General features: G+C 70.3%; 26 protein-coding genes. 17 read left to right on the forward strand and 9 right to left on the reverse strand.

The features are described from left to right. The first annotated feature begins 8 nt into the window (after window positions 1-8). On the forward strand, window positions 9-986 hold the full coding sequence (locus AB0H88_RS42810; RefSeq protein WP_357654436.1) for an acyl-CoA dehydrogenase family protein: 978 nt from the start codon (window positions 9-11) through the stop codon (window positions 984-986). Here AB0H88_RS42810 and AB0H88_RS42815 read toward each other — a convergent pair. Beyond that, complete coding sequence (locus tag AB0H88_RS42815; RefSeq protein ID WP_357654438.1) at window positions 972-1,400, reverse strand: hypothetical protein; 429 nt, start codon at window positions 1,398-1,400, stop codon at window positions 972-974. The genes AB0H88_RS42810 and AB0H88_RS42815 overlap by 15 nt on opposite strands. Window positions 1,401-1,551: 151 nt before the next feature. Here AB0H88_RS42815 and AB0H88_RS42820 point away from each other — a divergent pair, with 151 nt between their 5' ends. The 5 genes from AB0H88_RS42820 (at window position 1,552) to AB0H88_RS42840 (ending at window position 8,070) form a co-directional block, all read left to right on the forward strand. After that, window positions 1,552-2,619: an LLM class flavin-dependent oxidoreductase gene (locus AB0H88_RS42820; protein ID WP_357654440.1), complete on the forward strand. Its 1,068-nt coding sequence runs from the start codon at window positions 1,552-1,554 to the stop codon at window positions 2,617-2,619. Continuing rightward, window positions 2,616-3,815 carry a hypothetical protein gene (locus AB0H88_RS42825; protein ID WP_357654442.1) on the forward strand — a complete coding sequence of 400 codons (1,200 nt, stop codon included), beginning with the start codon at window positions 2,616-2,618 and terminating at the stop codon, window positions 3,813-3,815. The genes AB0H88_RS42820 and AB0H88_RS42825 overlap by 4 nt, the downstream gene beginning before the upstream one ends. 125 nt (window positions 3,816-3,940) lie before the next feature. Continuing rightward, window positions 3,941-5,446, forward strand: coding sequence for an AMP-binding protein (locus AB0H88_RS42830; RefSeq protein ID WP_357654444.1), 1,506 nt, complete (start codon window positions 3,941-3,943; stop codon window positions 5,444-5,446). 133 nt (window positions 5,447-5,579) lie between these two features. Next, on the forward strand, window positions 5,580-6,881 hold the full coding sequence (locus tag AB0H88_RS42835; protein ID WP_357654446.1) for an FAD-dependent oxidoreductase: 1,302 nt from the start codon (window positions 5,580-5,582) through the stop codon (window positions 6,879-6,881). 16 nt (window positions 6,882-6,897) lie between these two features. Further along, complete coding sequence (locus AB0H88_RS42840) at window positions 6,898-8,070, forward strand: aldolase (RefSeq protein WP_357654448.1); 1,173 nt, start codon at window positions 6,898-6,900, stop codon at window positions 8,068-8,070. A gap of 97 nt (window positions 8,071-8,167) precedes the next feature. Here the strand turns inward: AB0H88_RS42840 and AB0H88_RS42845 are convergent, their stop codons facing one another. The 5 genes from AB0H88_RS42845 to AB0H88_RS42865 form a co-directional block, all read right to left on the reverse strand. Further along, entirely contained in the window at window positions 8,168-8,848 is a 681-nt protein-coding gene (locus AB0H88_RS42845) for a copper homeostasis protein CutC (protein WP_357654449.1), read from the reverse strand. Between the two features lie 132 nt (window positions 8,849-8,980). Then, window positions 8,981-9,583 (reverse strand): GNAT family N-acetyltransferase, encoded by a 603-nt coding sequence (locus AB0H88_RS42850; protein ID WP_357654451.1) that lies wholly within the window; start codon window positions 9,581-9,583, stop codon window positions 8,981-8,983. A 198-nt stretch (window positions 9,584-9,781) separates the two neighbouring features. Then, window positions 9,782-10,531, reverse strand: a complete 750-nt coding sequence (locus tag AB0H88_RS42855) for a GntR family transcriptional regulator (protein ID WP_357654453.1) — start codon at window positions 10,529-10,531, stop codon at window positions 9,782-9,784. Between the two features lie 768 nt (window positions 10,532-11,299). Continuing rightward, a complete protein-coding gene (locus AB0H88_RS42860; protein WP_357654455.1) occupies window positions 11,300-11,734 on the reverse strand; it encodes a zinc ribbon domain-containing protein in 435 nt (144 codons plus the stop codon). A 57-nt stretch (window positions 11,735-11,791) separates the two neighbouring features. Further along, window positions 11,792-12,961: an acetyl-CoA acetyltransferase gene (locus AB0H88_RS42865; RefSeq protein WP_357654457.1), complete on the reverse strand. Its 1,170-nt coding sequence runs from the start codon at window positions 12,959-12,961 to the stop codon at window positions 11,792-11,794. A gap of 232 nt (window positions 12,962-13,193) precedes the next feature. Here AB0H88_RS42865 and AB0H88_RS42870 point away from each other — a divergent pair, with 232 nt between their 5' ends. The 8 genes from AB0H88_RS42870 to AB0H88_RS42905 all read left to right on the forward strand — a co-directional run bounded on the left by AB0H88_RS42870 (window position 13,194) and on the right by AB0H88_RS42905 (window position 20,616). Next, on the forward strand, window positions 13,194-13,715 hold the full coding sequence (locus tag AB0H88_RS42870; protein ID WP_357654648.1) for a flavin reductase family protein: 522 nt from the start codon (window positions 13,194-13,196) through the stop codon (window positions 13,713-13,715). A gap of 36 nt (window positions 13,716-13,751) precedes the next feature. Next, complete coding sequence (locus AB0H88_RS42875; protein ID WP_357654458.1) at window positions 13,752-14,867, forward strand: acyl-CoA dehydrogenase family protein; 1,116 nt, start codon at window positions 13,752-13,754, stop codon at window positions 14,865-14,867. A gap of 23 nt (window positions 14,868-14,890) precedes the next feature. Further along, window positions 14,891-15,664 carry an SDR family oxidoreductase gene (locus AB0H88_RS42880; protein ID WP_357654460.1) on the forward strand — a complete coding sequence of 258 codons (774 nt, stop codon included), beginning with the start codon at window positions 14,891-14,893 and terminating at the stop codon, window positions 15,662-15,664. A 32-nt stretch (window positions 15,665-15,696) separates the two neighbouring features. Beyond that, window positions 15,697-16,059 (forward strand): PadR family transcriptional regulator, encoded by a 363-nt coding sequence (locus AB0H88_RS42885; RefSeq protein ID WP_357654461.1) that lies wholly within the window; start codon window positions 15,697-15,699, stop codon window positions 16,057-16,059. Then, the gene (locus AB0H88_RS42890; RefSeq protein ID WP_357654463.1) at window positions 16,056-17,030 is read left to right on the forward strand and encodes a hypothetical protein; all 975 of its coding nucleotides are present in this window, start codon (window positions 16,056-16,058) and stop codon (window positions 17,028-17,030) included. Before AB0H88_RS42885 ends, AB0H88_RS42890 begins: the two co-directional genes overlap by 4 nt. 151 nt (window positions 17,031-17,181) lie before the next feature. Continuing rightward, window positions 17,182-18,441, forward strand: a complete 1,260-nt coding sequence (locus AB0H88_RS42895) for a DUF2252 domain-containing protein (RefSeq protein WP_357654464.1) — start codon at window positions 17,182-17,184, stop codon at window positions 18,439-18,441. Between the two features lie 152 nt (window positions 18,442-18,593). Further along, window positions 18,594-19,796 (forward strand): hypothetical protein, encoded by a 1,203-nt coding sequence (locus tag AB0H88_RS42900; RefSeq protein ID WP_357654466.1) that lies wholly within the window; start codon window positions 18,594-18,596, stop codon window positions 19,794-19,796. Window positions 19,797-19,869: 73 nt separating this feature from the next. Next, window positions 19,870-20,616, forward strand: a complete 747-nt coding sequence (locus AB0H88_RS42905) for an SDR family oxidoreductase (RefSeq protein ID WP_357654468.1) — start codon at window positions 19,870-19,872, stop codon at window positions 20,614-20,616. 23 nt (window positions 20,617-20,639) lie between these two features. Here the strand turns inward: AB0H88_RS42905 and AB0H88_RS42910 are convergent, their stop codons facing one another. After that, on the reverse strand, window positions 20,640-21,422 hold the full coding sequence (locus AB0H88_RS42910; protein ID WP_357654470.1) for a hypothetical protein: 783 nt from the start codon (window positions 21,420-21,422) through the stop codon (window positions 20,640-20,642). Window positions 21,423-21,744: 322 nt separating this feature from the next. Here AB0H88_RS42910 and AB0H88_RS42915 point away from each other — a divergent pair, with 322 nt between their 5' ends. Next, window positions 21,745-22,440 (forward strand): NIPSNAP family protein, encoded by a 696-nt coding sequence (locus tag AB0H88_RS42915; RefSeq protein WP_357654471.1) that lies wholly within the window; start codon window positions 21,745-21,747, stop codon window positions 22,438-22,440. A gap of 56 nt (window positions 22,441-22,496) precedes the next feature. Continuing rightward, the gene (locus AB0H88_RS42920) at window positions 22,497-23,021 is read left to right on the forward strand and encodes an AAA family ATPase (RefSeq protein WP_357654472.1); all 525 of its coding nucleotides are present in this window, start codon (window positions 22,497-22,499) and stop codon (window positions 23,019-23,021) included. Window positions 23,022-23,058: 37 nt separating this feature from the next. On the opposite strand, the gene AB0H88_RS42925 is transcribed toward AB0H88_RS42920, so the two are convergent. Both AB0H88_RS42925 and AB0H88_RS42930 read right to left on the reverse strand, forming a co-directional pair. Continuing rightward, window positions 23,059-23,976 carry an SDR family oxidoreductase gene (locus AB0H88_RS42925; RefSeq protein ID WP_357654473.1) on the reverse strand — a complete coding sequence of 306 codons (918 nt, stop codon included), beginning with the start codon at window positions 23,974-23,976 and terminating at the stop codon, window positions 23,059-23,061. Window positions 23,977-24,007: 31 nt separating this feature from the next. Continuing rightward, window positions 24,008-24,760 (reverse strand): SDR family oxidoreductase, encoded by a 753-nt coding sequence (locus tag AB0H88_RS42930; RefSeq protein WP_357654474.1) that lies wholly within the window; start codon window positions 24,758-24,760, stop codon window positions 24,008-24,010. 46 nt (window positions 24,761-24,806) lie between these two features. Between AB0H88_RS42930 and AB0H88_RS42935 the strand changes: the two genes are divergently transcribed. Then, window positions 24,807-25,544, forward strand: coding sequence for an enoyl-CoA hydratase family protein (locus tag AB0H88_RS42935; RefSeq protein WP_357654476.1), 738 nt, complete (start codon window positions 24,807-24,809; stop codon window positions 25,542-25,544). Window positions 25,545-25,552: the final 8 nt, after the last annotated feature.

Here is a 25,552-nt window from a genome sequence, read left to right on the forward strand (position 1 = left end):
CTGTCCCGGTGACCGTCACAGACGAGCTGCGCTCCGTCGTCCGCGCCTATCTCGCCGACCGCCCCGCCGCGCCCTGGGCGGCGTTCGCGCGCGACCTGGGCACCGCGGGACTCGCCGTCCCCGAGGAGTACGGCGGAGCGGGCTGCGGCCCGGCCGAGACCGCGGTCGTGGCGGGCGAGCTGGGCAGGACCCTGTCCCCGTACCCCTTCCTGCAGAGCGCCGTCCTGGCCGTCGAGGCGCTCAAGGCGGGCGGCGACCAGGCGGCGATGGCCCGGCTGCTGCCCGCGCTGGCCGACGGCTCGGTGACGGCGACCGTCGTCCTGCCGGGCGACGGCGACCTGACCCTCCGGGACGGCCTGCTCACGGGCGTCGTCACGTACGCGCTGGAGGGTGACGTGGTGCTCGCCTACACGGACGGGCTCCTGGTCGAGGCGGTGCCGACGCGGCGCGTGGCGTACACGACCATGGACGAGAGCCGGCCGCTGGCCGAGCTGACCTTCGACCACGTCCCGGCGCGGCCGGCGGGCGACGGCGCGGCGTGGAGCCGGGTGCGCGACCTCGGTGTCGCGGCGCTGGCGGCCGAGCAGGTGGGCGGGGCCGAGCGCTGCCTGGAGATGGCCACGGCGCATGCGCAGCTGCGCCACCAGTTCGGCAGGCCGATCGGCTCCTTCCAGGCCATCAAGCACAAGCTGGCCGACCTGCTGCTGCTCGTGGAGTCGGCCAGGTCGGCGGCGCTGGCGGCGGCCGAGTCAGAGGCCCTCGCGGCGATCGCCGGGTCCTACTGCACCGAGGCGTATCTCACGGCGGCGGGCGAGAACATCCAGGTCCACGGCGGGATCGGCGTGACCTGGGAACATCCGGCCCACCGCTACCTCAAGCGGGCCACCTCCGACGCCCAGCTCTTCGGACCGCCGCAGGCGCACCGCGAGCGGCTGGGCGCGCACGTCTTTCAGGCCAGGTCCCAGGCCCGGCTAACCGCCCAGTAGCGTTTCCCAGGGGCGCGGAGCGTTGGTGGCGCGGGTGGTGTCGAGCGCCTCGGCCAGCCGCCAGAAGCCCGGCTTGTCGCGTACGCGCTCACGGCCCAGCGGATCGATGGCCCGCAGTTCGAAGCGGACACCCATCACCTCGAGCACCGCCGACCGGCTGTCGCCCGGCCCATCGGGCGTGCCGAGCTCGTCCTCGTAGGCGGGAGCGCGCACCTGCTCGGCCAGCAGCGCCGCCACCTCGGAGGCGTACGGGCCGTCACGCCACTCGATGTGCCAGCTGTGGTCGGCGCCCCGCCACCAGGTCAGATCCCGGCAGGACTCGATGAACTCGGCCTCGGTCGCGAGCGCGGCCATCACCCGGCCGAACGCCTCGTAGGTGCGCCCGCTCGTGAGCGAGAAGTCATCGGCCCGCATATCGGGGAGCGTGCCATCTTTCGGCCGCCTTAGCGCGTGCTTTCGCCTCACGTGCATCACTCTGATCGCGAACGCGCCCTTCCCGCAAGTCTTTGGTGCTGGTAGTCTCTACCAAGCGAGCGCTTGTTTCACTACTTTCGCCGGAGGCGCGATGACGTCCCTACGGATCAGCCTGGGCTACGAGCTGGAGGTGCGCGGCCGCTCCCGCGAGGTCGAGCAACAGGCGTTCCAGAACGTGATCGACCAGGTCGTGCTCGGTGACCGGCTCGGCTTCGACACCGCCTGGTTCGTCGAGCACCACTTCACGCGGGGGTTCTCCCACTCCTCCGCGCCCGATCTCGTGCTGGCCGCGATCTCCCAGCGGACCGAACGCATCCATCTCGGGCTGGGCGTGGTGCTGCTGCCGTTCCAGTCGCCGATCCGCACGGCGGAGCGCGTCGCCACCCTCGACGTGCTGAGCGGCGGCCGGGTGGAGTTCGGCACCGGGCGGGGGGCCTCCCCTCTGGAGTACCAGGCCTTCCAGCGGCCTTTCGAGAAGTCCCGGCAGATCTGGGAGGACTCGCTGGACACGACGCTGGCCATCTGGCGGGCCGACGGGGAGCCGGTCAGCCGCTCGAACGAGTTCTTCGAGATCCCGGACGTGGCGGTCTACCCGCGCCCCGTGCAACAGCCGCATCCGCCGGTCTGGGTGGCCTCGACATCGCTGGAGGGCTATCTGGCGGCGGCCGACCACGGCTACAACCTGCTCGGCATGACCATGGTCAAGGGCATCGACGACGTGGCCGCCGACATCGCCCAATACCGCGAGCGCCTGGCCGCCGCCGGGTTCGACCCCGCCTCCCGCCGGGTCGCGCTGATGATCCCCTGGTTCGTCGCGCCCACCCGCGACCAGGCCAACGAGACGGCCGCCGACGCCGTCCTCTGGTACATCCGCCGGCAGGTCAACCTCGTCACCCCGCCGGACTACTACGACGCCCGGCACGCCACCCATCGCGTCCTCGGCCAGCTCGCGGCCGGGATGCCGCCCGAGGAGGCGATGGCGACGCTGCGGGAGCACCTGATGGTCGTGGTGGACGACGTGGCGGGTTCGCGCAAGGCCCTGGCCAGGATCGCCGAGGCCGGGGCGACGGATCTGATCATCCAGGCGCAGGTGGGCGGGCTGGCGCACGAACGGGTCTGCGAGGCGATGAAGCTGTTCATGACCGAGGTGACCAAGTGACCAGCCCGGACACCGGCTCCGTGACCGGCCCCGGCCCCGTGACCGGTTCCGGCTCCGACCCCGTGACCGACCCCGTGACCGGCGCCGTGAGCGGCCGGGACGCGTCGGCGGAGGCCGCCGCCGCGCGGTGGCTGACGCGGGACGACCTCCGCGCGGGCGCGCGGTCCGCGACGGGGCTGCTGCAGGTCGCGCCCGACGCCTCCAGCGCCTTCCCGCTGGGGCCCGGCGACCGCGCGGCGGCGGAGGAGCTGACCGGGGCGGCGCTGCGGGCGGCGGGCGTGGGCGACCGCGACCGGGTGGTGGTGGCGCTGGCCGAACCGGCGGGCGCGCTCTGGGCCACCGCCGCGGCGGATGTGGCGTCGGCGGCCGCCTCGGTGGGCCCGCGAGGCCGCATGCGGTTGATCCACACGCTGTCCGCCCTGGGAGCCACCACGCTGGTCGCCACCCCTACGGGCGCGATGGACCTGCTGGCCAGGCTGCACCTGGAGTTCCTGCTGGACCCCCTTGACCTGGGGCTGCGGCACATCGTCCTGACCGGGGAGATCGCCTCGAAGCGGACGCTCAGCCATCTGGCGGGCGAGTTCGACGCCCACGTGACCGAGGTGTACGCCGACCCGTTCGGCGGCGGCGCCCTGGCCTGGCGGTCGGCGGAGAACGACCCGCTCACCCCGCTGGCGGACGGCCTGCTGCACCTGGCCTCGCTGACCAAGGACGTGCTGCGGCCGTCGGAGCCGTCAGGCGTGGCCGAGCTGGTGATCACGCCCCACGGCCACTCGGCGCTCGGCGACGCCGTCCTGCGTACGGGCCAGGTGGTGCGCACCGACTCGCCCGCGGCCGACCCCGAACTGCCCGCTCCCGTCCACACGGTCGGCGAGTACGTGCTGGTACGGGGCGTGTGGCTGTCACTGCCGCGTGTCGACAAGGCCCTGGCCAAGATCGACGGCGTGTCCAGGTGGGAGCTGGCGATCAGCAGGCAGGGCACGCTCGACGCGGCGGTGCTCACCGTCACGTTCGGGCGGGAGAGTCTCGTGCGCAACCCGATGTGGCGCAACCGGATCCAGCAGGCGATCCAGGGGCTCACCCCGATCTCGCTCGGCGTGGAGATCGCGCCGGAGGTCGCCGAGGCGCCGAGCCCCGGCGTGCTGATCGACCTGCGCGGCCACCACCTGGGCCGCGACCGGGCGCTCATCGTGTAGCCGCCCGCCCGCCCGTCCAGGGTCCGTACGAGAGCCGAGGTCTGTACGACAGCCGGGCGCTCGGCCTGTGGAGCAGGAGGCGCGAACCGATGGGACCGATGCCGGACTGGGGAACGCTCCCCCGCATGCTCCGTGACCAGGCGGACCGCCACCCGGGCACGGTGGTGATCGTCGACGGCGACACGCGCGTCACCATGGCGGAGCTCCGCGCCGGAGCCGCCCGGGTGGCGCACGAGCTGATCGAGCTCGGCGTCCGGCCGGGCGACCGGGTGGCCCTGTGGGGCGTGAACGACCCGTACTGGGTGAGGCACGCCTTCGGCATCTGGGACGCCGGTGCGGTGATCGTGCCGCTCTCCTCGCGCGCCAAGGGCCTGGAGGCGGCGGCGATGATCGAGAAGACCGGCGCCGAGGTGCTCATCACGGGCGAGGGCCCGCCCGGAGTGGTACTCGCCGATCTCCTGCCGCCGGGCGCCACCCCGCGCCACGTCCTGGGCCCCGGCCCACGTCTCATGGAGCCGCCGGGCGTCGAGGCGGAGCCGCCGGGCGTCGAGGAGCGGGCGCTGGCCGTACGGCCCGGCGATCTGTGCGAGATCATGTCCACCTCGGGCACCACCGGCACCCCCAAGGGCGTGATGCTGGACCATGCCCAGGTCCTGCGCGGCTACTGGGACTGGTCCGAGATCGTCACCCTGGACGAGCACGACCGCTATCCGGTGATCGCCCCGTTCAGCCACGGCTTCGGCCTCAACGCCGGGCTGATCGCCTGTGTGCTCCGCCGGGCGACCATGATGCCGATCAGGATCTTCACTCCCGACGCCCTGATGTCCCTGATCTCGGCCGGCCGGGTGAGCATCCTGGCGGGCCCGCCCACGCTGTTCCACCGGCTGCTCGACGAGCTGGACCGCGCCGACTGGGACGTCTCGTCGCTGCGCGTGGCCATCTGCGGCGCCGCCGCCGTGCCCGCCGCGCTGATCACCCGCCTGGTCGAACGGGTGGGGCTGGAGCGGATGATCAACGCCTACGGCCTGATGGAGGGCACGGTCGTCTCCATGACCAGGGCCGGTGACCCGATCGAGGTCATCGCCGCGACGACCGGCCGGGCGGTGCCGGGCATCGAGGTGCGGATCGTCGACGACGACGGCAAGGAGGTGGCCGCCGGGGAGCGCGGGGAGATCCTGCAGCGCGGGTACGGGGTCATGCGCGGCTACTGGGGCGAACCCGGCAAGACCGCCGAGGTGGTCGATCGGGACGGCTGGCTGCACACGGGCGACATCGGCGTGCTCGACCCGGCGGGCAATCTGGCCATCGTGGACCGCAAGAAGGAGCTCTACATCGTCAACGGCTTCAACGTCTCGCCCGCCGAGGTGGAGTCGCTGCTGTTACGCGCGGGCTCGCTGGCGCAGGCGGCCGTGATCGGCGTGCCCGATCCGGTCTCCGGCGAGGCCGGTTGGGCGTACGTGGTGCCCAGACCGGGGATGACGGTCGATCCGGGCACGCTGCTCGCCTGGGCGAAGGACAACATGTCCAACTACAAGGTGCCGAAGCGGGTCATCGTGGTCGAAGCTCTGCCGGCCAACGCCAACGGCAAGATCGACAAGATGGCCCTCCGCGCCCGCGCGTCCGCCTCCTGAAGGCGCTGCCGCCCCATTCGCGAAAGATGGGTTCATTCGTACCGGCGATCGGGGATACATCGATCACAGTGCCGAGTTGTACTGGTGGGACGCATGCCCCGTGTAACAGAATCGCCCACATAGAGGAGGCAGCGTGACGTTGCGCGTGGCGGTCATCGGGTCGGGCCCTGCCGGTATCTACACGGCCGAGGCCCTGGTCAAACAGGCGCAGGAGGACGTCCAGGTGGACGTCGTCGAGCGGCTGCCCACGCCCTACGGGCTCGTCCGCTACGGCGTCGCGCCCGACCACACGTCGATCAAGTCGATCGCCAACTACCTGCGCCGGGTGCTCGAACTACCCGAGGTCCGCTTCCTCGGCGGCGTCACACTCGGCGAACACCTGTCCGTCGAGGACCTGCTGGGCAGCTACGACGCGGTCGTCTACGCCACGGGCGCGATGGTCGACAGGAAGCTCGGCATCCCGGGCGAGGACCTGCCGGGCAGCGTGGCCGCCACCGACTTCGTCAACTGGTACTGCGGCCACCCCGACGTCTCCGCCTCCATGTTCACCCTCGACAGCCCCGAGATCGCGGTCATCGGCGTCGGGAACGTGGCCGTCGACGTGGTCCGCGTCCTGGCCAAGACCGCCGAGGAGCTCAGCTCCACGGACGTACCGCACGACGTGCTCGAACGTCTCGGGGAGAGCCAGGTCAAGGCGATCCACATGATCGGCCGCCGGGGTCCTGAGCACGCCAAGTTCACGCTGAAGGAGCTGCGCGAGCTCGGCGAGCTGGCGAACGCCGACGTCTGCGTGCGCGAGGACGAGGCCGTGGTGCTGGGCGGCGACTTCCCCCGGCAGATCCGCGGCAACATCGACGTCCTGCGGTCCTGGGCGGCCCGCGCCCCCGTCGGCCGCCCGCGCCGCCTCGATGTGCGCTTCTGGCTGCGCCCGGTGGAGATCCTCGGCACCGACCGGGTGGAGGGGCTCAGGCTCGAACGCACCCGGCTGTCGGAGGAGGGCCGGGTGGTGGGCACGGGCGAGTTCGAGACGATCCCGGTCGGCATGGTGCTGCGCTCGGTCGGATACCAGAGCGTCCCGCTGCCGGGGGTGCCGTTCGACGAGCGGTCGATGACCGTGCCCAACGAGGCCGGCCGGATCCGTGAGCGCGAGTACGTGGCGGGCTGGCTCAAGCGCGGCCCCACCGGCGTGATCGGCACCAACAAGTCGGACGCGGCGGAGACGGTCCGTACGCTCCTGTCCGACCTGGCCGGCCACGATCGGCCGCGGTCGGCGCCCATCGACGCGCTGCTGGACGAAAGAGGCGTACGGCCGGTGACCTACGACGAGTGGCTGGCCATCGAGGCGGCGGAAGGCGCCCTGGCCAAGTCGCTGGGCCGCGGCGAGCGGGTCAAGCTCGCCGGCCTGGAGGCCATGCTGCGGGCCTGCCGGCCCTGACGGCATGCGTGTCACCGTGACAGATCAATCCCTGCCCGGGTTCGCCGAGGCCCACCGGGTCCAGCGGGCCCGCTATCCGGCCGCCGAGCCGGGTTGGCAGCCGGACTGGCAGCCCGTGCACACCGTCTACGTCCCGGCCGACCGGGTGTCGCCGAGCACGGTCGCGGGGTGGGGCGCGCAGGCGCTCGGCCTGGTCAAGGAGCATCTGAGCGGCCCGGACGAGCTGGCCGGCCTGTTCGGGCTGCCTGCGGCGCCGGCGCGGGACGTACACGAGAGGGTGCTGCGCAAGCTCGCCCGCGAGCCGATCGAGGACCTGCGGATCGACTTCGAGGACGGGTACGGCGTACGACCCGGCGACGAGGACGGCCACGTCGAGCAGGCCGTCGTGGCCGTGGCCGCGATGCGGGCGGCCGGAGCGCTGCCGCGCCGGTGGGGGCTGCGGGTCAAGTCGTTCGCCGACGGGGATCCCGGACGGTCGGTGCGGACGCTCGACGGGTTCGTCACCGGCATCGTCGAACGGGTGGGCGAGTTGCCCCCGGGGTTCGTGGTCACTTTTCCGAAGGTGCTGATGGAGTCGTATCTGGGACAGTTCTGCGGCTTCCTGGAGCGGCTCGAACGGGAGCTGGACGTCCGGCTGCGGTTCGAGATCCAGGTCGAGGCGCCGCAGACCGTGCTGTTCCTGCGCGGTGAGCTGGCCGAGTCGTTCGGGGGGCGGCTGGCGGCCGCGCACTTCGGGGTGTTCGACTACACGGCCGCGCTCGGGCTGCCGCCGCACGAGCAGCGGCTCGACCATCCGGCCTGCGACCACGCCCGGCACGTGATGCGGACGGCGTTCGCGGGCACGGGGGTCGAGCTCTCCGACGGCTCGCTGGCCGCCGCTCCCGCCTCCGGGTCGGCCGAGGACGTGTACGCGCTGTGGCGGCGGCACGCCGAGCTCGTCAGGCACTCGCTGGGACACGGCTTCTACCAGGGCTGGGACATGCACCCCGCACACCTGGTAAGCCGGTTCGCCACGGTCTATGCCTTCCACCTGGCGCGCTACGACTCCTACCGCGACCGGGTGCGGGCCTGGGAGGAACGGCGCGCGGCCGGGGGCGGCGTCATGGACGAGCCCGCCACGATCAAGACCCTGGTCGCCGCGCTCCACCGCGCCGACGCGGCACTCGCGCTCCCAGGCCACTCGGGCTGAGGCCGCTCGGGCTGAGGCCGCTCGGGCTGAGGCCGCTCGGGCTGAGGCCGCTCGGGCTGAGGCCGCTCGGGCTGAGGCCGCTCGGCGGCCCTAGGGATCAGTCGCGGTCGACCAGGCTGCGCCACTGACGGACGCGGCGCTGGTCGACCGGCAGCGACCAGCTCTCCCGTACGGCCGAGCCCACGTGGAACGCGCGGATGCCGTAGTCCAGCAACGACGGCACGTAGGCCGGTTTGAGCCCGCCGCCCGCCAGGATGATCGAGCCGTCACCCGCGTCCGCCCGGCTCTTGAGCAGCGGCAGCCCGAACCGCACACCGGCGGGTGAGCCCGCCGTGAGCACCGTGGCCAGGTTGGGCAGCAACCGCACCGCCCGCCACGAGGCCTGTACGTCCGCCGCGTGGTCGACGGCCCGGTGGAAGGTCCACGGCAGCGGCGACACCGCGTGGATCAGCGCCTCGGTGGCCGCCAGGTCCACGACGCCCGCCTCATCGAGGAAACCGAACACGAACCCCGCGGCGCCCGCCTGAGCCAGCGCCTTGACGTCGAGACGGAGCCGCTCGAGCACCTCGGCGTCGGCGGTGAAGTTCGCCGCGCGACGCAGCATCACCATCTGGGGCAGCGGGCACTCCGCGGCGATCGCGGCGACCGTCTCCGGAGCGGGAGTGAGCCCGTCGGCACCCATGTCGGCGACGACCTCCAGACGGTCGGCTCCACCCTGCTCAGCGGCCACGGCGTCGCGCACGTTCAGCGCGATCACCTCTAGGAGGGATCCGGTCATGCTGGAGAGGTTATATGGTGCTGTGTCCATTTGTGCCGGAAAGCACCAGGTGACCTGGGCGGGAACGCGGCTTCGGGCCGTGCCCTACCGGGGAGCAGGGCACGGCCGTACCGGCCACGGCCGATCAGGGCGTCAGACGCCGATCAGCTCGGCGACGGTGAGGTCGCGGAAGGCCGTCGTGACGGCCTCCTCAGCGGGCCGCTCGAAGAGGGCGCCCGAGGAGCGGTGCGGCAGATCGACCGTCCGCACGTGCCGGAAGCCGCGGCGCCGGTAGTACTCCTGCAGCCGCGGGTTGTTCTTGGCGCAGTCGAGCCGGAGCCTGCGCAGCCCGGAGGCGTACGCCGCGGAGCCCGCCCAGTCCAGCAGGGCGTCTCCGAGGCCGAAGCCCGCCCAGGGCCGGGCGACGGCGAGCTTGTGCACGTACATGGCGGAGCCCGGGTCGTCGGAGCGGCGCCAGAACTCCGGGTCGGCGTGGTCGTCGAGGGCGATCGTGGCGACAGGCGGGGCCTCGTCGTCCAGTTCGAGGTATCGGAGCTCGTCGTCCACGAGGTAGAGCACCCGCTCGGCGATGAGGGGCTCGATCCGCTCGGGCCCGAAGCCGCCGCGCGGCCACTGCCGCACGCCCTGGGAGTACAGCCATTCGGCCGTGTCGGCGAGCAGGGTCAGGACGCCCGGGAGATCGGAGGCGTCGGCCCGGCGGAGAGCGAGCGGGTGGAGCAGTGTGTTGGAAAGCACGGTTCAGCCCTTCATTACATCGGGTGTCCATGCAGCCACAGAACGTAATGGTTGGAGCGCGCGCTGGGTCGCATGGGGGGTTTGAGGCGATATCTATCGAGAAATCGCGCATGAAGGGAGTGCGCAGGACTCCCTCTGCCCAGCGAGGCGGGAGGCTCGTCTTAGGCGGCCGGTGGGATCACCCCCAACCGAGCTCGCTCAGCGGCGATCGAGCTCGTATCTGATCAAGTGCTTGTCGGCGGGGAGCACCGACACCGCGACACGCACTGGCATGTCGCCGTTGTCATAACCAACGCGGACGTAGACCACGACCGGTGTGCCGAGCTCCAACTGGAGACGCTCGACTTCTTCCTGGTTGGGCATCCGCGCCCAGATGTCATCCACCACCCGCACCTGCTCGTGACCGAGCTCTTCCAGGACCCGGTTCGCCCCCCGCGGAATGTCGCCCGGCCGGGCGATCTCCGTGCTGGCCACCAGGTCACGTGGATAATAGGAATCGTTGGTGTTGTACGGCTGCCCGTCGACGAACCGCAGACGCCGTCGGACGACGGCCAGTTCGCCTTCGGCCAGCTCGAGTCGGCTGGCGATCTCCTCGACCGGGGAGACGGTCAAGACCTCTATGTACTGGCTGGGGGCACGACCTTCCTGCGTCACGGCGAAGGCGAACGCCTCTCGCAGCTCGCCGGACGGTTGCGGCTCCAGCTCTCGCTGCGGGTAGATCAGCAGCGGCCGGCGGTCCCGGACGACCGTGCCACGTCGCGGGGTTCGCGTGACCAACCCTTCGTTGACCAGCTCCCCTAGGGCGAGTCGGACGGTGTTGCGGCTCACCCCATGGTCTTCCATGAGCTGCGCCTCGGTCGGCAGCTGCGCCCCGGGGCCGAGTACACCGGAGTAGATGGCTCTCCTCAGCTCTGAGGCCACCAGCTGGTACAGGACCGACCTTGCCACTTTCACCCCTTTTGTTCCAACAATTTAGACGATCTGGTTCTAACAGGCCACAACCCCTTGACCGATGGCCATTGACAGCCGCATCATCCAATCGTTGGTACAAATCCATCGAAAGGCCGGTGAGGGGGTGAGGGCCGGTGTTACCGGTCCACGCGGGTACGCCATACCTGCCCTGGCATGACCCTTGTGAAGCAACACGTTTACTGCGTTACGCGTTGCCTCGCGAGAGACTCAGCCACACCTATCAGAGCAACGGCAGTGGCATGTCCGTTTTATCCGTGTTGACCGAGGTAACTGTGTGGAGCAAAGACGGTTCCTTCATCTGGAATGAGGAGGGCGCCACCGTCTCACATCCCATCGATGACCCCCTCGGTGCGGCCCAACGCATCGCAGACCACTACCGACATCCGGAGTCCTCGCAAGAGGGTCGCTCCCCCACGAACTCCGTGTGCGAACACTCGACCTAGGACTCCATCCCTCGCCGGAGTCCTGGCGTCGCCGCACACGGGGCAGGAAGCGCGTCCTGGCGGGTCCCCCACGCCCGCCAGGGCGCGCGTTCCTCCTTTTTCTCATGATTTACGGCACTTCGCGCCTTTTACCACCATTTTTCTTGCCAAGTCGTACCCGCGCCATAGACCGCCCCGGTAGCGCCCCGCCCAAGAGTCAGGTAGGCGTGGCCGGCCGCAGGGATCAGGCGGCCGGACCGGGATTGGCCTTTCAGGTCCATTAGTACCTATCGTTCCCGACTTGGTGGCGCCGCGAAGGATTTCACGGGGATGCGTGCCACGCAGTCGGCCGCCAATTGAGCAGTGCCAGGTCATCGCCCATGTCCGCATACACCCCTTCGACCGCCTGACCGTACTCGGGCTCGCGATAGCCGTCCCACCCGCCGTGGATCAGGCAGCCGGGCACGGCGGCGAGCCGGACCAGGACCACGACGTACGGCTCGCTCGCTCCGGGCATGAACGGCCGGCGGTTGACGATCCAGCTCTCCACCGTGCCCGCCGGCTCGACGGCCTCCCAGCGCCAGTCCTCGGTACGGCAGGCCGGGCAGAAGGCCCTGGGCGGGAAGCGGGCCGTGTGGCAGGTGTCGCAGCGCTGGACCGCGAACTCATGACCGGCCAGCCGGGCCCACCAGTCCTTGGAGTCGCGATCAGGCGTCGGCCGTACCCCTTGGGGCGGCCTGCCGTACCGGTCGGACATGGATCGCCCTTTCTGAGGTCGGACATGGATCAACCTCCGCTGAGGTCGGGCATGGGGTCAGCCCCTTCTGAGCAGGAGGGCCGAGGTGGCGGGCAGGATGTAGCCGGGCTGGGCGGTGGACAGGGCCACCTCGGCGCCCGCGACCTGCCGGTCGCCCGCGTCCCCACGCAACTGGGAGACGGCCTCCGCTATGTGGTTGACGCCGTGGACGTAGCCCTCCGACAGGAAGCCGCCGTGCGTGTTGACCGGGAGCGCGCCGTCGAGGGCCGTGGCGCCCGAGGCGACGTACGGGCCGCCCTCACCCTTGGCGCAGAAGCCGTAGTCCTCCAACTGGACGATCACCGAGTAGGTGAAGCAGTCGTACAGCTGCGCCACGTCGATGTCGGCCGGGCCGAGTCCGGCCTGGGCGTACAGGCGCGGGGCCAGCGCGGCGGCGGCCGTGGTGGTGGGGTCGGCCCGGCCGCCGGACAGGTGCGAGTCGCCACCGCCCCAGGCCGCGCCGGAGATCAGCACCGGCGGGCGGCGCAGGGAGCGGGCGCGGTCGGCGGTCGTGATGACCAGGGCGCACGCGCCGTCGGTCTCCAGGCAGCAGTCGAGCAGGCGGAACGGCTCGGCGATCCATCTGCTGTCCAGGTAGTCGTCCAGAGTGATGGGCGTGCGCATGAGAGCGCGGGGATTCTTGACGGCGTTCGCCCGCTGAGTGACGGCCAGCTGCCCGAAATGCTCCGCCTTGGTGCCATATTTCTGCATGTGAGCGCGGGCGTACATCGCGTATTGCTGGGGCGGCGCGAAATAGCCGTAAGGCGCTTGATATTGCACCTCGGGGCTCACCGGAAGGCCCCGGCCGGTGCCGCCCATGCGGAACTCCGACCGGGCGTTGATCGCGCGGTAGCAGACGACGGTCTCCGCCACGCCGGCCGCCACGGCCAGCGCCGCCTGCGCCACGACCGCGTGCGAGACGCTGCCGCCGCCGAACTGGTCGAGGTACCAGGCTGGATCGGCCAGACCGAGCGCGGGTCCCACCAGGGACGGGGCCGCCGAGTCGCCCACGCGATGGGTCGCGAGGCCCTCGACGTCGCCGGGGCCGAGGCCGGCGTCGTCGAGGGCGGCCAGGATGGCGCGGCAGGCCAGGGTGAGCGTGCTGACCCCCGAGTCCTTGGTGAAGGGCGTGTATCCGACGCCCACCACAGCCGTACGATCCCGGAACTCAAGCAAGCGCTTGGCCATCCTGAAACGCTAGATCGGACCGTCCACATATGTCAACGGGGGGTATGCCCCGGCATTTCGCTTGACACCTTTTCCGTCGCACGCCTACCGTCCAAGCAAGCGCTTGGTAAGATACGATGCAGACGGCGATGAGGAGGAGACCATGAGCACACACGCTGCCCGGCTGATCACGCCGGACGGCTGTGGCGGCCCCCCGGTGCCGTACCAGCGCAGGACTCTCAACGGAGCCTCGATGCCGAACGGCCAGTCCCACGAGAGCGGCAACGGCCAGCTCGACAGCCGGAGGTTCAGGTCGGTGCTGGGCAGGTTCGCCACCGGCGTGGTGGCGATCACCGCCCTCGACCCGGCCAGCCGCGAGCCGTGCGGCCTGGCGGCCAACTCCTTCACCTCGGTGTCGCTGGACCCGCCGCTGGTGGCGTTCTGCGTGGCGCACACGAGCACGAGCTGGCCCAAGGTGCGCGGCGCCAAGGTCATCACCGTGAACGTGCTCGCCGAGCACCAGCAGCACGTCTGCGCCCAGCTCGCGAGCCGGGGCGGCGACAAGTTCGCCGGGCTGCGGTGGACCGGCTCGCCCGGCGGCAACCCGGTGCTCGAAGGGACCCTGGCCTGGCTCGACTGCGCGGTCGAGGCCGAGCACATGGCGGGCGACCACGTGATCGTGGTGGCCCGGGTGCTCCAGCTCGACACGCACGCGGACGGCGGCCCGCTGCTGTTCTTCCGCGGCGGCTACGGCGGCTTCGTTGAGCCCCAGTGACGGTGTTCGCGTTGAGCCTGCGGTGAGGAGGCGCACGTGAGCCTGCGCGAGGAGGCCCGCGCCTGGCTGGCCGAGAACCTCACCGGAGACTTCGCGCACGCCCGCGGCCTGGGCGGCCCAGGGCGCGAGCACGAAGGCCACGAGGTACGGCTGGCCTGGGAGCGCCATCTCGGCAAGGCGGGCTGGACCTGCCTGGGCTGGCCCGTCGAGTACGGCGGACGCGGCGCCTCGCTCGCCGACCAGGTCGCCTTCCACGAGGAGTACGCCCTGGCGGACGCCCCCGCCCGCGTGGGCCACATCGGCGAAGGACTCATCGGGCCGACGATCCTGGAGTTCGGCACCGAGGCACAGAAGGCCCGTTTCCTGCCACCGATTCAGCGGGGCGACGAGCTGTGGTGCCAGGGCTACTCCGAGCCGGAGGCGGGCTCCGATCTGGCCAACGTCCAGACGAAGGCGCACCTGGTGGGCGACGAATGGGTCATCACCGGGCAGAAGGTGTGGACGTCACTGGCCCACGTGTCCGACTGGTGCTTCGTGCTCTGCCGTACGGAAGCGGGCTCCCAGCGCCACCGTGGGCTGTCGTACCTGCTCGTGCCCATGGACCAGCCCGGCGTCGAGGTACGGCCGATCGTGCAGATGACCGGGACGTCCGAGTTCAACGAGGTGTTCTTCGACGGGGCCAGGACCGCGGCCGGGAACGTGCTCGGCGCGCCCGGCGACGGGTGGCGCGTCGCGATGGCCACGCTCGGCTACGAGCGCGGCGTCTCCACGCTGGGGCAGCAGATCGGGTTCCGGCGGGAACTGGCCCGGGTGATCGAGGTCGCCGAGCGAACGGGCGCGGCCGACGACCCGGTGCTGCGTGACCGGCTGGTGCGGTCGTGGCTGGAGCTGGAGATCATGCGGCTCAACGCGCTGCGGGCCGATCCGGGGCCGGTGACGTCGATCGCCAAACTGTACTGGTCGGAGTGGCATCGCCGGCTGGGCGAGCTGGCCCAGGCCGTACAGCACAAGTCCGGACTTGTCGCCCGCGACGGCGAGCTCAACGACCTCCAGCGGCTGTATCTCTTCAGCCGGGCGGACACGATCTATGCCGGTTCCAGCGAAATCCAGCGGAACATCATCGCCGAGCGCACCCTGGGACTCCCCCGCTGACGGATCTCTCTGATCGGAGCACTATGGCACCGCCCTATCCGAGAGCGCACGGGCTGCTCGACGGCAAGGTCACGCTGGTCACGGCCGCGGCGGGGGCCGGAATCGGCTACGCGACGGCCAAGCGCTGCGCCGAGGAGGGGGCCACGATCGTCGTCTCCGACCGGCACGAACGCCGCCTGTCCGCCGCGGCCGACTCGCTGACCGAGCTCACCGGCGTCAAACCGCTGGCGGTGCCGTGCGACGTGACGTCGGAGGCCCAGGTGCTGGCGCTGTTCGACGCGGTGGTGGAGGCGCACGGGCGGCTGGACGTGGTGGTCAACAACGCCGGCCTCGGTGGTACGGCCTCACTGGCCGAGATGACCGACGAGCAGTGGCACACCGTCATCGACGTCACCCTGAACGGCACCATGCGCTGCACCAGAGCCGCGCTCAAGCAGATGATCGCCCAGGGCTCCGGGGTGATCGTGAACAACGCCTCCGTGATCGGCTGGCGGGCGCAGCGGGGGCAGTCGCACTACGCGGCGGCCAAGGCCGGGGTGATGGCGCTGACCAGGTGCGTCGCGCTGGAGGCCGCCGAGCACGGCGTCCGGGTCAACGCGGTGGCGCCTTCGCTGGCCGTCCACCCGTTCCTGGCGAAGGTGACCAGCCAGGAGCTGCTGGCGGAGCTGGCGGCCGCCGAGGCCTTCGGGCGTTCGGCGGAGCCGTGGGAGGTGGCGAACGTGATCGTCTTCCTGGCCAGCGACTACTCCTCGTACATGACGGGCGAGGTCGTCTCCGTCTCCTCCCAGCACCCGTGACTATATCCTGAGTGACAGGATATAGTGGGACGGTGAACATAACAGAACCCATGTTCCTGGCGCTCACCGCGCTAGTGGACGAGCCGCGGCACGGCTACGGCATCGTCCAGGAGGTCGATCGGCTGTCCGAGGGGCGGGTGCAGCTCAAGATCGGCTCCCTCTACGGCGTGCTGGACCGGCTGACCGGGGAGGGCCTGGTGGCGCTCGACCGGGAGGAAGTGACACAGGGGCGGCTACGCCGCTACTACCGGCTGACGGACTCGGGAGCGGGGGCCCTGGAGGAGGAGGCGGCCCGCCTGGCGGCCAACGCCCGCGCGGCGGCCACCCGCCTCCGGGACCGAACCACCCGCCTGCACCCCGGAACGGCCACCGCTTTCGCCGGAGGTGCCGCGTGAACGAGTTGCTCGAACAGCGCTACCGCACCGTCCTGTGGCTGCTCCCCCGCTCTTACCGGGCCGAGCGGGAGGAAGAGATGGTGGCCGCGTTCATGGAGTTCTCCGGCGATGTGCCGGATGAGGAGAACCCTCGGCCGCGCTGGGGCGAGATCGCCAGCGTGCTCGCCCTCTCGATGCGCGTACGGCTCGGCGGAGCGGGCGCGACGCCCCGGTTCGTCGCCTGGGGAGCGGCCGTCAGGCTGGTGGCGACGCTGGGGCTCGCCTTCCACGCGGCGGCCGGCACCTTGACCCTCGTCTCCCTCGCCTTCATAACGCCCGACTCGATGATGCGGCCACTCGGTGAAGTCGCGGCGGCTCTCTGGGTGACGGCATTCGTCCTGCTGATGCGCGGTCATGTCCGGATAGCCAAGCCGGTGGCGCTGGCGGCCGGCGCGGCGGCCCTGGTCGAGCTCGTCGACTGGCAGAACTGGGCCAGCCAGTTCGTTCCTCTGGACGCGGTGCCACCGGCACTGAATGTCGTGGTACCGCTGGCGGCCCTGCTCGCCGGCTTCCACCACGACGTCCCGCCGGTGCGGCGAGCCTGGGGACTGACCGTCCTGCCGCTGGCCGCCGGGCTGCTGTTGAGAGCCGTCATCCTTGCCCTTTTGGGGTCCGCGTTGGGGGAGGTGCCGGTGTTGTGGCCGTGGGTGGACCTCATGGGTCTGGCCACGGTGGTGCTCGTGGTGGCCGGGATCGTCTGCCTCGCGCGCGACCTGCCCGCGCACGTGCCGCTCGCGCTGGCCATCCTCGGGACGTTGATGCTGCCGTCGCGACTGTCGTTGGTGGACAACAGCTACCTGAGCTCGGGACCGGCAGTGCTGTGGGCGTCCAGCGTGGGCCAGTGCGTGGCGCTGATCGTCATGGTGACAGTCCTCGCGGTCGCGGGCTTCCGCGGCTTGCCGGCCGTACGAGAGGAACGCGCCACAGTCTAGTCACGAGGGCGGCCGCGTCAGGTCTCCTGCCGACGGGGGGCTGGGACGGGCGGTCCACCCTGACAGGGAAAGACCAGGGTAGGCGGGCGAGCTGGGAAGACTTAAGGTCCGAGACATGGGCACACGCGCTTCCCACCTGCTAGATGTCCTCATGACAGAGTTCGGCGAGTCGATCAAGCGAGACCCCGCGGCATTCAGGCGGAAATTTCGGAAAATGGCGGCCTCCCCTTTTGCCTTCTACCGGGGCAGCGCCTGCCTGTTCTACGCGGACCTCACCGAAGGGTTCGCGGACGCCTCCTACCTTGACGAACCGACCAGCCGCGTATGGATCCACGGCGACCTGCACGCCGAGAACTTCGGCACCTACATGAACGCCTCAGGCGTGCTGGTCTTCAACGTCAACGACTTCGACGAGGCGTACGTGGGCCCGTACATCTGGGACCTCAAGCGGTTCGCCGCCAGCGTGGCGCTGATCGGGTACGCCAAGGCCCTGTCGGACGAGGCGATCAGCGGGCTCGTGAGCGACTTCGCCGGCGCGTACCTGGCCGAGCTGGGCGGCATCGCGCGCGGCGGGGACGACGCGATCGGGTCGCTCACGCTCGACACCACCACCGGCGTGCTGCACCGGGTGCTCCAGACGGCCCGGCTGAGCACGCGCGTGGCGATGCTGGACGTCGAGACCCTGATCGACGACTACGACCGGCGGTTCGCGATCATGGACGGGCGCGAGCCCGTCGACGCGGCGACCCGCGACTGCGTGACGGCGGCGTTCGAGGACTACCTGACGACGCTGCCCACGCAGTCGAACCCGGTCGAGCACGTGATCAAAGACGTGGCGTTGCGCAAGGGCGTGGGGATCGGGTCGGCGGGGCTGCCGTCGTACAACCTGCTGCTGGAGGGGCGGTCGCAGGCGCTGGAGAACGACGTCATCCTCTACATGAAGCAGGCGCAGGTGCCGGCGGTGGCCCGGCACGTCCCCGATGAGAAGGTCGCCCGCTACTTCCACCACCAAGGGCATCGCACCGCGGAGTCGCAGCGGGCGTTGCAGGCGTACGCCGATCCGTGGCTGGGCTACACGACGCTGAACGGCGTGGGGCAGTTGGTCGCGGAGGTCTCGCCCTACTCCGCCGACCTGAATTGGGACGACGTCAACGAGCCGGCGGAGCTGCGGTCGATCATGCGGGATCTGGGCCGGGCGGTGGCGCGCATGCACTCGGTGGCGGACGACGAGTCGAGCCACGACCTGGTGAACTTCTCGACGGAGGAATCCATCATGGCCGTGGTCAACGGCGACAGGCCCGGATTTATCGGGATGTTGGTGGATTTTGCGCACCGTTATGGGGCACAGGCCCGGGAAGACCACCAACGGTTCGTCGACCTCTTCCGCAACGGCCGCCTTCCGGGGGTGTGAGCGCCCCCGTTCCGCGCGAGTGTGGCCGCCCCGCCCCGCGGGTGCGGCCGCCGGCTCTCCCGGCACGGTCCCGAGCGCGTGGCCCGGTTGTTCGGACGTGGTTCGAGCAGAGACGTGGGCTTAGACGTGGGCGGAGACCTGGAAGGAGCATCGTGAGGCGTCTGGTGGGGTTGCTGCTGGGGACGGAAGAGGACTGGCCGTCGGCGTTCGAGACGGTGCTGAGGCGGTTGGGGCCGGTCAAGGGGGTCGGCGAGTTCGACGTGGAGCGCATCACGATCGAGCCGTTCGACCTGCGCGACCAGCCCCGCCACGATCTGGTGATCGACCGGCTGGCGTACTGGTACTACCACCCGCGCGAGTGGCTCAAGAAGATCGCCATGATGGACGACGTCTATCTGCTGAACAGCCCCTTCACCTTCCAGTCGATGGAGAAGCACGCCGCCTACTGCGCCATGATGCGCCTCGGGCTGAAGGTCCCGAAGACGGTGCTCGTGCCGTACAAGAACCCGCCCGACAACACCAAGTACGCCTACACGGCGGCCCGCTACAACCAGCCGTTCGATCTTGACGCGGTCGCGGAGGGGATCGGGTACCCGCTGTTCATGAAGCCGTACGACGGCGGCGCGTGGCGCGGGGTGTCGCTGGTACGGGACCCAGACGAGCTCCATCGGGCCTACGACCAGAGCGGCGAGATGCTCATGCATCTGCAGAAGGCGGTCGACGGCTACGACGCGTTCGCCCGTTCGCTGTCGATCGGAGCGGAGACGATGGTGATGCGGTTCCGGCCCGAGGAGCCGATGCACGCCCGGTACGTCGTGGACCACGAGTTCCTCGCCCCGAGCGTGGGCGAGGAGGTGGTCACGATCGGGCGGCTGGTGAACGCGTTTTTCCGGTGGGAGTTCAACTCCTGCGAAACCCTGGTCAAGGGTGCGGAGGTGCACCCGATCGACTACGCCAACGCCTGCCCGGACGTGGCGCTGACGAGCCTGCACTACTACTTCCCCTGGGCGATCAAGGCGCTGGTGCGGTGGAGCGTGTTCTGCGTGGGCACCGGGCGGCGGCCACGGCTCGATCTGGACACGCGGGAGTACTTCGCGGTCACCGGGTCCTACGAGGAGCGACTGGCGGCCTATCGGCAGCTGGCCGACGCCTACTTCGAGACCGACCGCTACCAGGACTTCTGCGACAGTCGACTGTCCCACCTCGACGAGATCGTGCTGGACTGGGTGGCGGGGCCGGACTTCGACCGGCTGCTGGTGGACACGGTGACGGCCACCTATCCCGCGCACGAGAGGGACCGCTTCGTGGAGCACTTCCGCGGCCTGCTGGGGCTGTGGGTGAAGGATTCCGGCTGAGCGCCGCGCCTTCGAGGCTGGGCTCGCGATGCCCGCTGGCTACCGACCAGTCGGTATGGCATGCTTCCGGAACATGACGCTGTTCTCGGTGGAAGGCAAGACCGTCGTCGTCACCGGCGGCTCCCGTGGCATCGGACGCATGATCGCGACCGGGTTCGTCGAGGCCGGGGCGACCGTGTACATCTCCGCGCGCAAGGTCGCCGAGGTGGAACAGACCGCCAAGGAGCTGGGCTGCGTGGCCGTGCCGGCCGATCTGTCCACACCCGAGGGGGTGGGCGCGCTGGTGGCCGCGGTGGACGGGCCGCTGGACGTGCTGGTGAACAACGCGGGCGCGGCGTGGGGCGCGCCGCTGGCGGACTATCCGGAGCACGCCTTCGACAAGCTCTGGAACATCAACGTCAAAGGGGTCTTCTTCCTGACCCAGCGGTTCCTGCCGCGGTTGCGGGCGGCGGCCAGCGCGGAGAATCCGGCCCGTGTGATCAACATCGGGTCCATCGACGGGATCCGGGTGCCGTCCGTGGAGAACTTCGCCTACTCCGCGTCCAAGTCCGGCGTACACATGCTGACCCGGCACCTGGCCAGGCAGTTGGCGCCCGAGCACATCACCGTGAACGCCATCGCGCCGGGGCCGTTCGAGTCGAAGATGATGGCGTTCGCCCTGGATGATCCGGCCATTCGGGAGAGCATCGCGGCGAGTGTGCCGATGGGCCGGATCGGTCACCCCGACGACATGGCCGGGGCGGCGATCTACCTGTCCTCACGTGCCGGGGCCTACCTCACGGGCACGGTCATTCCGGTCGACGGCGGCATCTCCTGCTGATCCCCGATCCCGGGAGGCGGATCTCAGAGGAGCTCGCGCAGCGCGGTGGCAAGGTTCGCGGCCGCGCTGGGCTCGTAGCGCAGGAACAGGTACGGCTCGGTGAGCTCGACCTCTATGACCACCGGGGTGCCGTCGGGAAGCCGGACCAGGTCGATCCTGGCGTACAGAAGGGCCTGGGGGATGGCGGCAAGCACCTTCTCAGCGAGTTCGACCTGGTCCGGGGCCGGTGTGCGCGGTTCGGCCCGAACCTGGTCCGCGCCCGTCTTTCCCGGGGACAGCATGGGGTTGCGCCGGACGGCATGGCTGAACCGGCGGTTGAAGTACAGCAGTGAGGTCTCGCCCTCCGCCTCGACCATGTCGAGGTAGGGCTGGACCATGGGGGTGCGACCGGCGGCCACCAGCGCGGTGGCGTGCGCCTCGGCCTCGTCGCGGTCGGCGGTCCTGATCGTGTCTCGGGCACCCGCCGAGATGGCGGGCTTGACGACGTACTCCTCCCAGTGCGGCAGGTGTTCCGCGGACCAGTGGGTCGGCACGATGGGCACGCCCAGGTCCCGGAGGTAGGTCTTGTCGGTGTTGGATTCGAGCACGGCGGCCGGGTTGAGTAGCCTGGTGTCGCGCTCCACCCGGCGCGCCCAGGCGAGGAAGTCTCCCCGGCGATCGAGGTAGTCCCAGACCGAGCGGACGACCACCGCGTCATAGGCGCTCCAGTCGACCGTGGGGTCGTCCCATTGCTCTGCACGACCCTCGATGCCCGCCTCGCGCCATGCGGCCAGGGTGACGTCACGCTCATCGTCGTGATCATCCACGTCGCGAAACATCGCATATGCGCAAATAGCCATCCGGCGATGCTAATACGCCGCGAGACCGACCATTCCGGACCGCTCGTGTGACGTACCACCCGGGGAACCATCAGGATCACCGCACCTAGTCGGAAGTGGTGCCGCATGAGACGGCACCGGCTCAAGAGCACACCGCCATCCCCGTTGACCTTCTTTGACCTTTGAGGATCAAAGCCAAAGCGATCATATAACTAAGAGTAGTGAGATCGTTACTCTTAGCGATTAGAACATTCTTCTGGGACTCCGCTACTGACAGTCGGTGTCAGTGATCGGCTCGTAGCCTCCGCGCATGATTTACGAGCTGCGCAACTACACGATGCGTCCCGGCGGGCGTGACACGCTGATCGAGTTGTTCGAGCGTGAGTTCATCGAAGGGCAGGAGGCGGCCGGAATCGGGGTGGTCGGTCAGTTCCGGGACCTGGACAACCCAAACATGTATCCATGGATACGGAAATTTCCGGATATGGAGGCTCGGCGGGCGGCCCTCACCGCCTTCTACGGCGGCCCGATCTGGAAGGCCAACCGGGACGCGGCCAACGCGACGATGATCGACTCCGACAACGTGCTGCTGCTGCGCCCAGTGCCCGTGCCCGCCGCCGGCGCCTCACCCGAAGCCGCTCCCCATCACGATCCCTTTTCCGGTACGGTCCGGCCGCCCGTCGGCGCCACCGTTCTGCCCGAGTCGCTGTACGTCGCGATGATCTACCACGTCGAGGACGGGTTCGCCGAGTTCTTCGCGCGGAAGGCCGTACCCGTGCTCAGTGAAGCCGGGGTGCCGCCGGTGGCGTGCTTCGAGACCGAGGCCGCCGAGAACACCTTTCCCGCCCTGCCCGTACGTACAGGGGAGCAGGTGTTCGTGTGGTTCGCCCGGTTCGATCGGCCCTCGGACGAGCGTGATGTGGCGCTGCCCGGACTGGAGTCCCGGTTGACCTCTCCGCCGCAGCGCCTCCGCCTGGCTCCCACGGCTCGATCAGCGCTTCGCTGAGGCTCCGGGCAACGGGCTGGGTCGAATGTCGGGTCAAAGCGCGGACAATGGTGGGCATGGAGGTAGTGATCGTGTCCGGGCCGCCGGGGGCGGGCAAGTCGACCGTGGCCCAGCTGCTGGCCGATGCCGTCACGCCTAGTGTGCATCTGCATACCGATGACTTCTGGGCGTTCATCCGGCGAGGGGGCATCGCGCCGTACCTGGCGGAGTCTCGTCGTCAGAACGAGACCGTCATGAGCGTGCTGGCGGGCGCGGCGTTCGGGTACGCCGACGGCGGCTATCACGTGGTGGTGGATGGCGTCGTAGGGCCGTGGTTCGTCGATGCCTTCATCAAGGTACGGCGTGCTCCGCTGCACTATGTGGTGCTCCGGCCCGACCGGGAGACGACGCTGGTCAGGGCGACGGGGCGGGGGCTTGACGCGCTTACGGATCCCGAGCCGGTGCTGCGGATGTACCAGCAGTTCGTCGACCTGGGCGAGCTGGAGTCGCACGCCTTCGACTCCAGCGGCCTGACCGCCGAGCAGACGGCCGCGGAGATCCGCACCCGACTGTCCGAGGGCGCCTACCTGCTCATGCCGTAGCCGATTCCAGAGCCTGCCTTCGACCCGTGAACGGGCCTTACGACGGAAGTGGGCCCGTGCCGTAGGCGGGCAGTGGGTCGGGGGCGTCTTTGAGGAGTTTCGCGACCGCGTCGCCCACCTCGGCGGGGGACCAGCGGGCGCCGCGATCCGCGCGTGGGCCGTGGGTCCAGCCGGTGGCCAGGGAGATCACTCCGCCCTCCACCTCGAACACCCGTCCCGTCACCGCCTCCGAGGCCGCCGAGCCGAGCCAGACGACCAGTGGTGACACGTTCGCCGGATGCATCGGGTCGAAGCCGGAATCGGGCGCGGCCATGGTTTCGGCGAAGACCTCCTCGGTCATGCGGGTGCGGGCGGCGGGGGCGATGGCGTTCACCGTCACGCCGTACCGGCCCAGTTCGGCGGCGGCCACCTGGGTCAGCGCGACGATCCCCGCCTTGGCGGCGGAGTAGTTGGACTGGCCGACGCTGCCGAGCAGGCCCGCGCCCGACGAGGTGTTGATCACGCGGGCGGCCGCGGGTGCGCCGGACTTGGCTCGTTCGCGCCAGTACGCGGCGGCGTGCCGCATCGTCAGGAAGTGGCCCTTGAGGTGGACTCGGATGACCTCGTCCCAGTCGTCTTCGCCCATGGAGACCAGCATGCGGTCGCGGACGAACCCGGCGTTGTTCACCAGCACGTCGAGCCCGTCGTACGCGCTGACGGCCGTCTTCACCAGCCGGGCCGCGCCGTCCCAGTCGGCCACGTCGTCGCTGCTGGCCACCGCCTGGCCGCCGAGCGCGCGGATCTCCTCGGCCACGGCCAGCGCGGGCCCGCCGGACCTGCCGTCGCCGCCGAGGCCGGTGCCCAGGTCGTTGACCACGACGCGAGCGCCCTGCCTGGCGAACTCCAGCGCGTGCTCCCTCCCGATGCCCCGCCCGGCTCCGGTCACGATCACGACGCGGCCGTCACAGATTCCCACACGGACCTCCCAGGAAGATCAAGCAGAGATATCAGGAAATGTCGCTCGAAGCCAGGTTTTGCCAGGCGGGAATCTCGCCGCCTCCGTGCACGTGTACCTGCGCCCCCGTCACATAACCGGGCGCGGCCAGCCACAGGCAGACCGAGGCCACGTCGGCGGGCGTCGCCATCCGCCCGGCCGGGATGGCGGTCCCCACGTCCCTGCCGCCGTAGTGGTCGGCGGAGTCCGCGGTGGCGGCCAGTCCGACGACGACCGTGTTGACGCGTACATCCGGAGCCCACTCGGCGGCCAGGCAGTTCGCCAGGTGATGCAGTCCCGCCTTGGCCGCGCCGTACGCCGAGGTGCCCGGCGAGGGCCGCACGCCGCTGGAGCTGCCGATCATCACGACGGAGCCGCCCGAGGCGGCGAGCAGCGGGTAGGCGCGCTGCGCGACGAGCAGCGGGGCGATCAGATTCAGCTCGACGACGCGCGCGTGCAGGCGTGGTGACGTGCCCGCCAGCAGCGCGTACGGCGAGCCGCCCGCGTTGTTGACGACCACGTCCAGCCGGTCGAGCCCGGAGAACAGCCGCTCCAGGTCGTCGGCGTCCCGCACATCGGCCCGCACGAACCGCACCCCGGGGCCCAACGAGGGCGCGCCCACCATCGACGGTGGTGGGTCGTGCCGGGCGCAGACGATCACTTCGGCGCCGGCCGCCGTGAAGGCGGTGGCGATGCCCGCGCCTATCCCCCGAGTCCCGCCGGTCACCAGGACGACCTTGCCCGTGTAGTCGTAAGTCACCGTCACGGGTGCTACCGTACCAAGCAAGCGTTAGGTGCAACCAGGGAGCGGGATGGGAATCACGCTGCGGGACGGCCCGATCGCCGAGGTCGTCGTGGACGTCCCACCGGTGAACGCGCTGCCGGCACGAGCCTGGCACGAGCTGGCCGGCGCCGTGACGGCCGCCGGGCAGGACGAAGCGACCAGGGTCGTCGTGCTACGAGCCGAGGGCCGGGGCTTCAACGCCGGCGTGGACATCAAGGAGATGCAGGCCACGGAGGGTCACACCGCCCTGATCAATGCGAACCGGGGATGCTTCGCGGCGTTCGCGGCCGTGTACGACTGCGCGGTGCCCGTGATCGTCGCCGTGCACGGCCACTGCGTCGGCGGCGGCGTGGGCCTGGTGGGCAACGCGGACGTCGTGCTGGCCAGCGAGGACGCCTACTTCGGCCTGCCCGAGGTGGACAGGGGCGCGCTCGGCGCCGCCACCCATCTGTCCCGGCTGGTGCCGCAGCACCTCATGCGCGCCATGGTCTACACGTGCCGGAACGTGACGGCGGCCGAGCTGCACGCGTTCGGCTCGGTGCTGGAGGTGGTGCCGCGCGACAAGCTGCGGGACGCGGCGCTGGAGGTGGCGGGCCAGATCGCGGACAAGGACCCGTACGTGATCCGCCGCGCCAAGGAGTCGCTCAACGGCATCGACCCGGTGGACGTGAAGCGCTCCTACCGCTTCGAGCAGGGCTTCACGTTCGAGCTGAACCTGATGGGCGCGGGCGACAGGCACCGGGACCGCTTCGTGGAGGGCTCGTGAGCAAGGTC

The sequence above is a fragment of the Nonomuraea sp. NPDC050680 genome (assembly GCF_040654555.1).
GTDB lineage: Bacteria > Actinomycetota > Actinomycetes > Streptosporangiales > Streptosporangiaceae > Nonomuraea.

Coding starts and splice junctions, on each gene's coding strand:
- AB0H88_RS42815 (WP_357654438.1), bottom strand. CDS start 1,400: ATGCGGGCCGATGACTTCTCGCTCACGAGCGGGCGCACCTACGAGGCG.
- AB0H88_RS42820 (WP_357654440.1), top strand. CDS start 1,552: ATGACGTCCCTACGGATCAGCCTGGGCTACGAGCTGGAGGTGCGCGGC.
- AB0H88_RS42830 (WP_357654444.1), top strand. CDS start 3,941: ATGCTCCGTGACCAGGCGGACCGCCACCCGGGCACGGTGGTGATCGTC.
- AB0H88_RS42845 (WP_357654449.1), bottom strand. CDS start 8,848: ATGACCGGATCCCTCCTAGAGGTGATCGCGCTGAACGTGCGCGACGCC.
- AB0H88_RS42860 (WP_357654455.1), bottom strand. CDS start 11,734: ATGTCCGACCGGTACGGCAGGCCGCCCCAAGGGGTACGGCCGACGCCT.
- AB0H88_RS42865 (WP_357654457.1), bottom strand. CDS start 12,961: ATGGCCAAGCGCTTGCTTGAGTTCCGGGATCGTACGGCTGTGGTGGGC.
- AB0H88_RS42870 (WP_357654648.1), top strand. CDS start 13,194: ATGCCGAACGGCCAGTCCCACGAGAGCGGCAACGGCCAGCTCGACAGC.
- AB0H88_RS42880 (WP_357654460.1), top strand. CDS start 14,891: ATGGCACCGCCCTATCCGAGAGCGCACGGGCTGCTCGACGGCAAGGTC.
- AB0H88_RS42895 (WP_357654464.1), top strand. CDS start 17,182: ATGACAGAGTTCGGCGAGTCGATCAAGCGAGACCCCGCGGCATTCAGG.
- AB0H88_RS42905 (WP_357654468.1), top strand. CDS start 19,870: ATGACGCTGTTCTCGGTGGAAGGCAAGACCGTCGTCGTCACCGGCGGC.
- AB0H88_RS42915 (WP_357654471.1), top strand. CDS start 21,745: ATGATTTACGAGCTGCGCAACTACACGATGCGTCCCGGCGGGCGTGAC.
- AB0H88_RS42920 (WP_357654472.1), top strand. CDS start 22,497: ATGGAGGTAGTGATCGTGTCCGGGCCGCCGGGGGCGGGCAAGTCGACC.
- AB0H88_RS42935 (WP_357654476.1), top strand. CDS start 24,807: ATGGGAATCACGCTGCGGGACGGCCCGATCGCCGAGGTCGTCGTGGAC.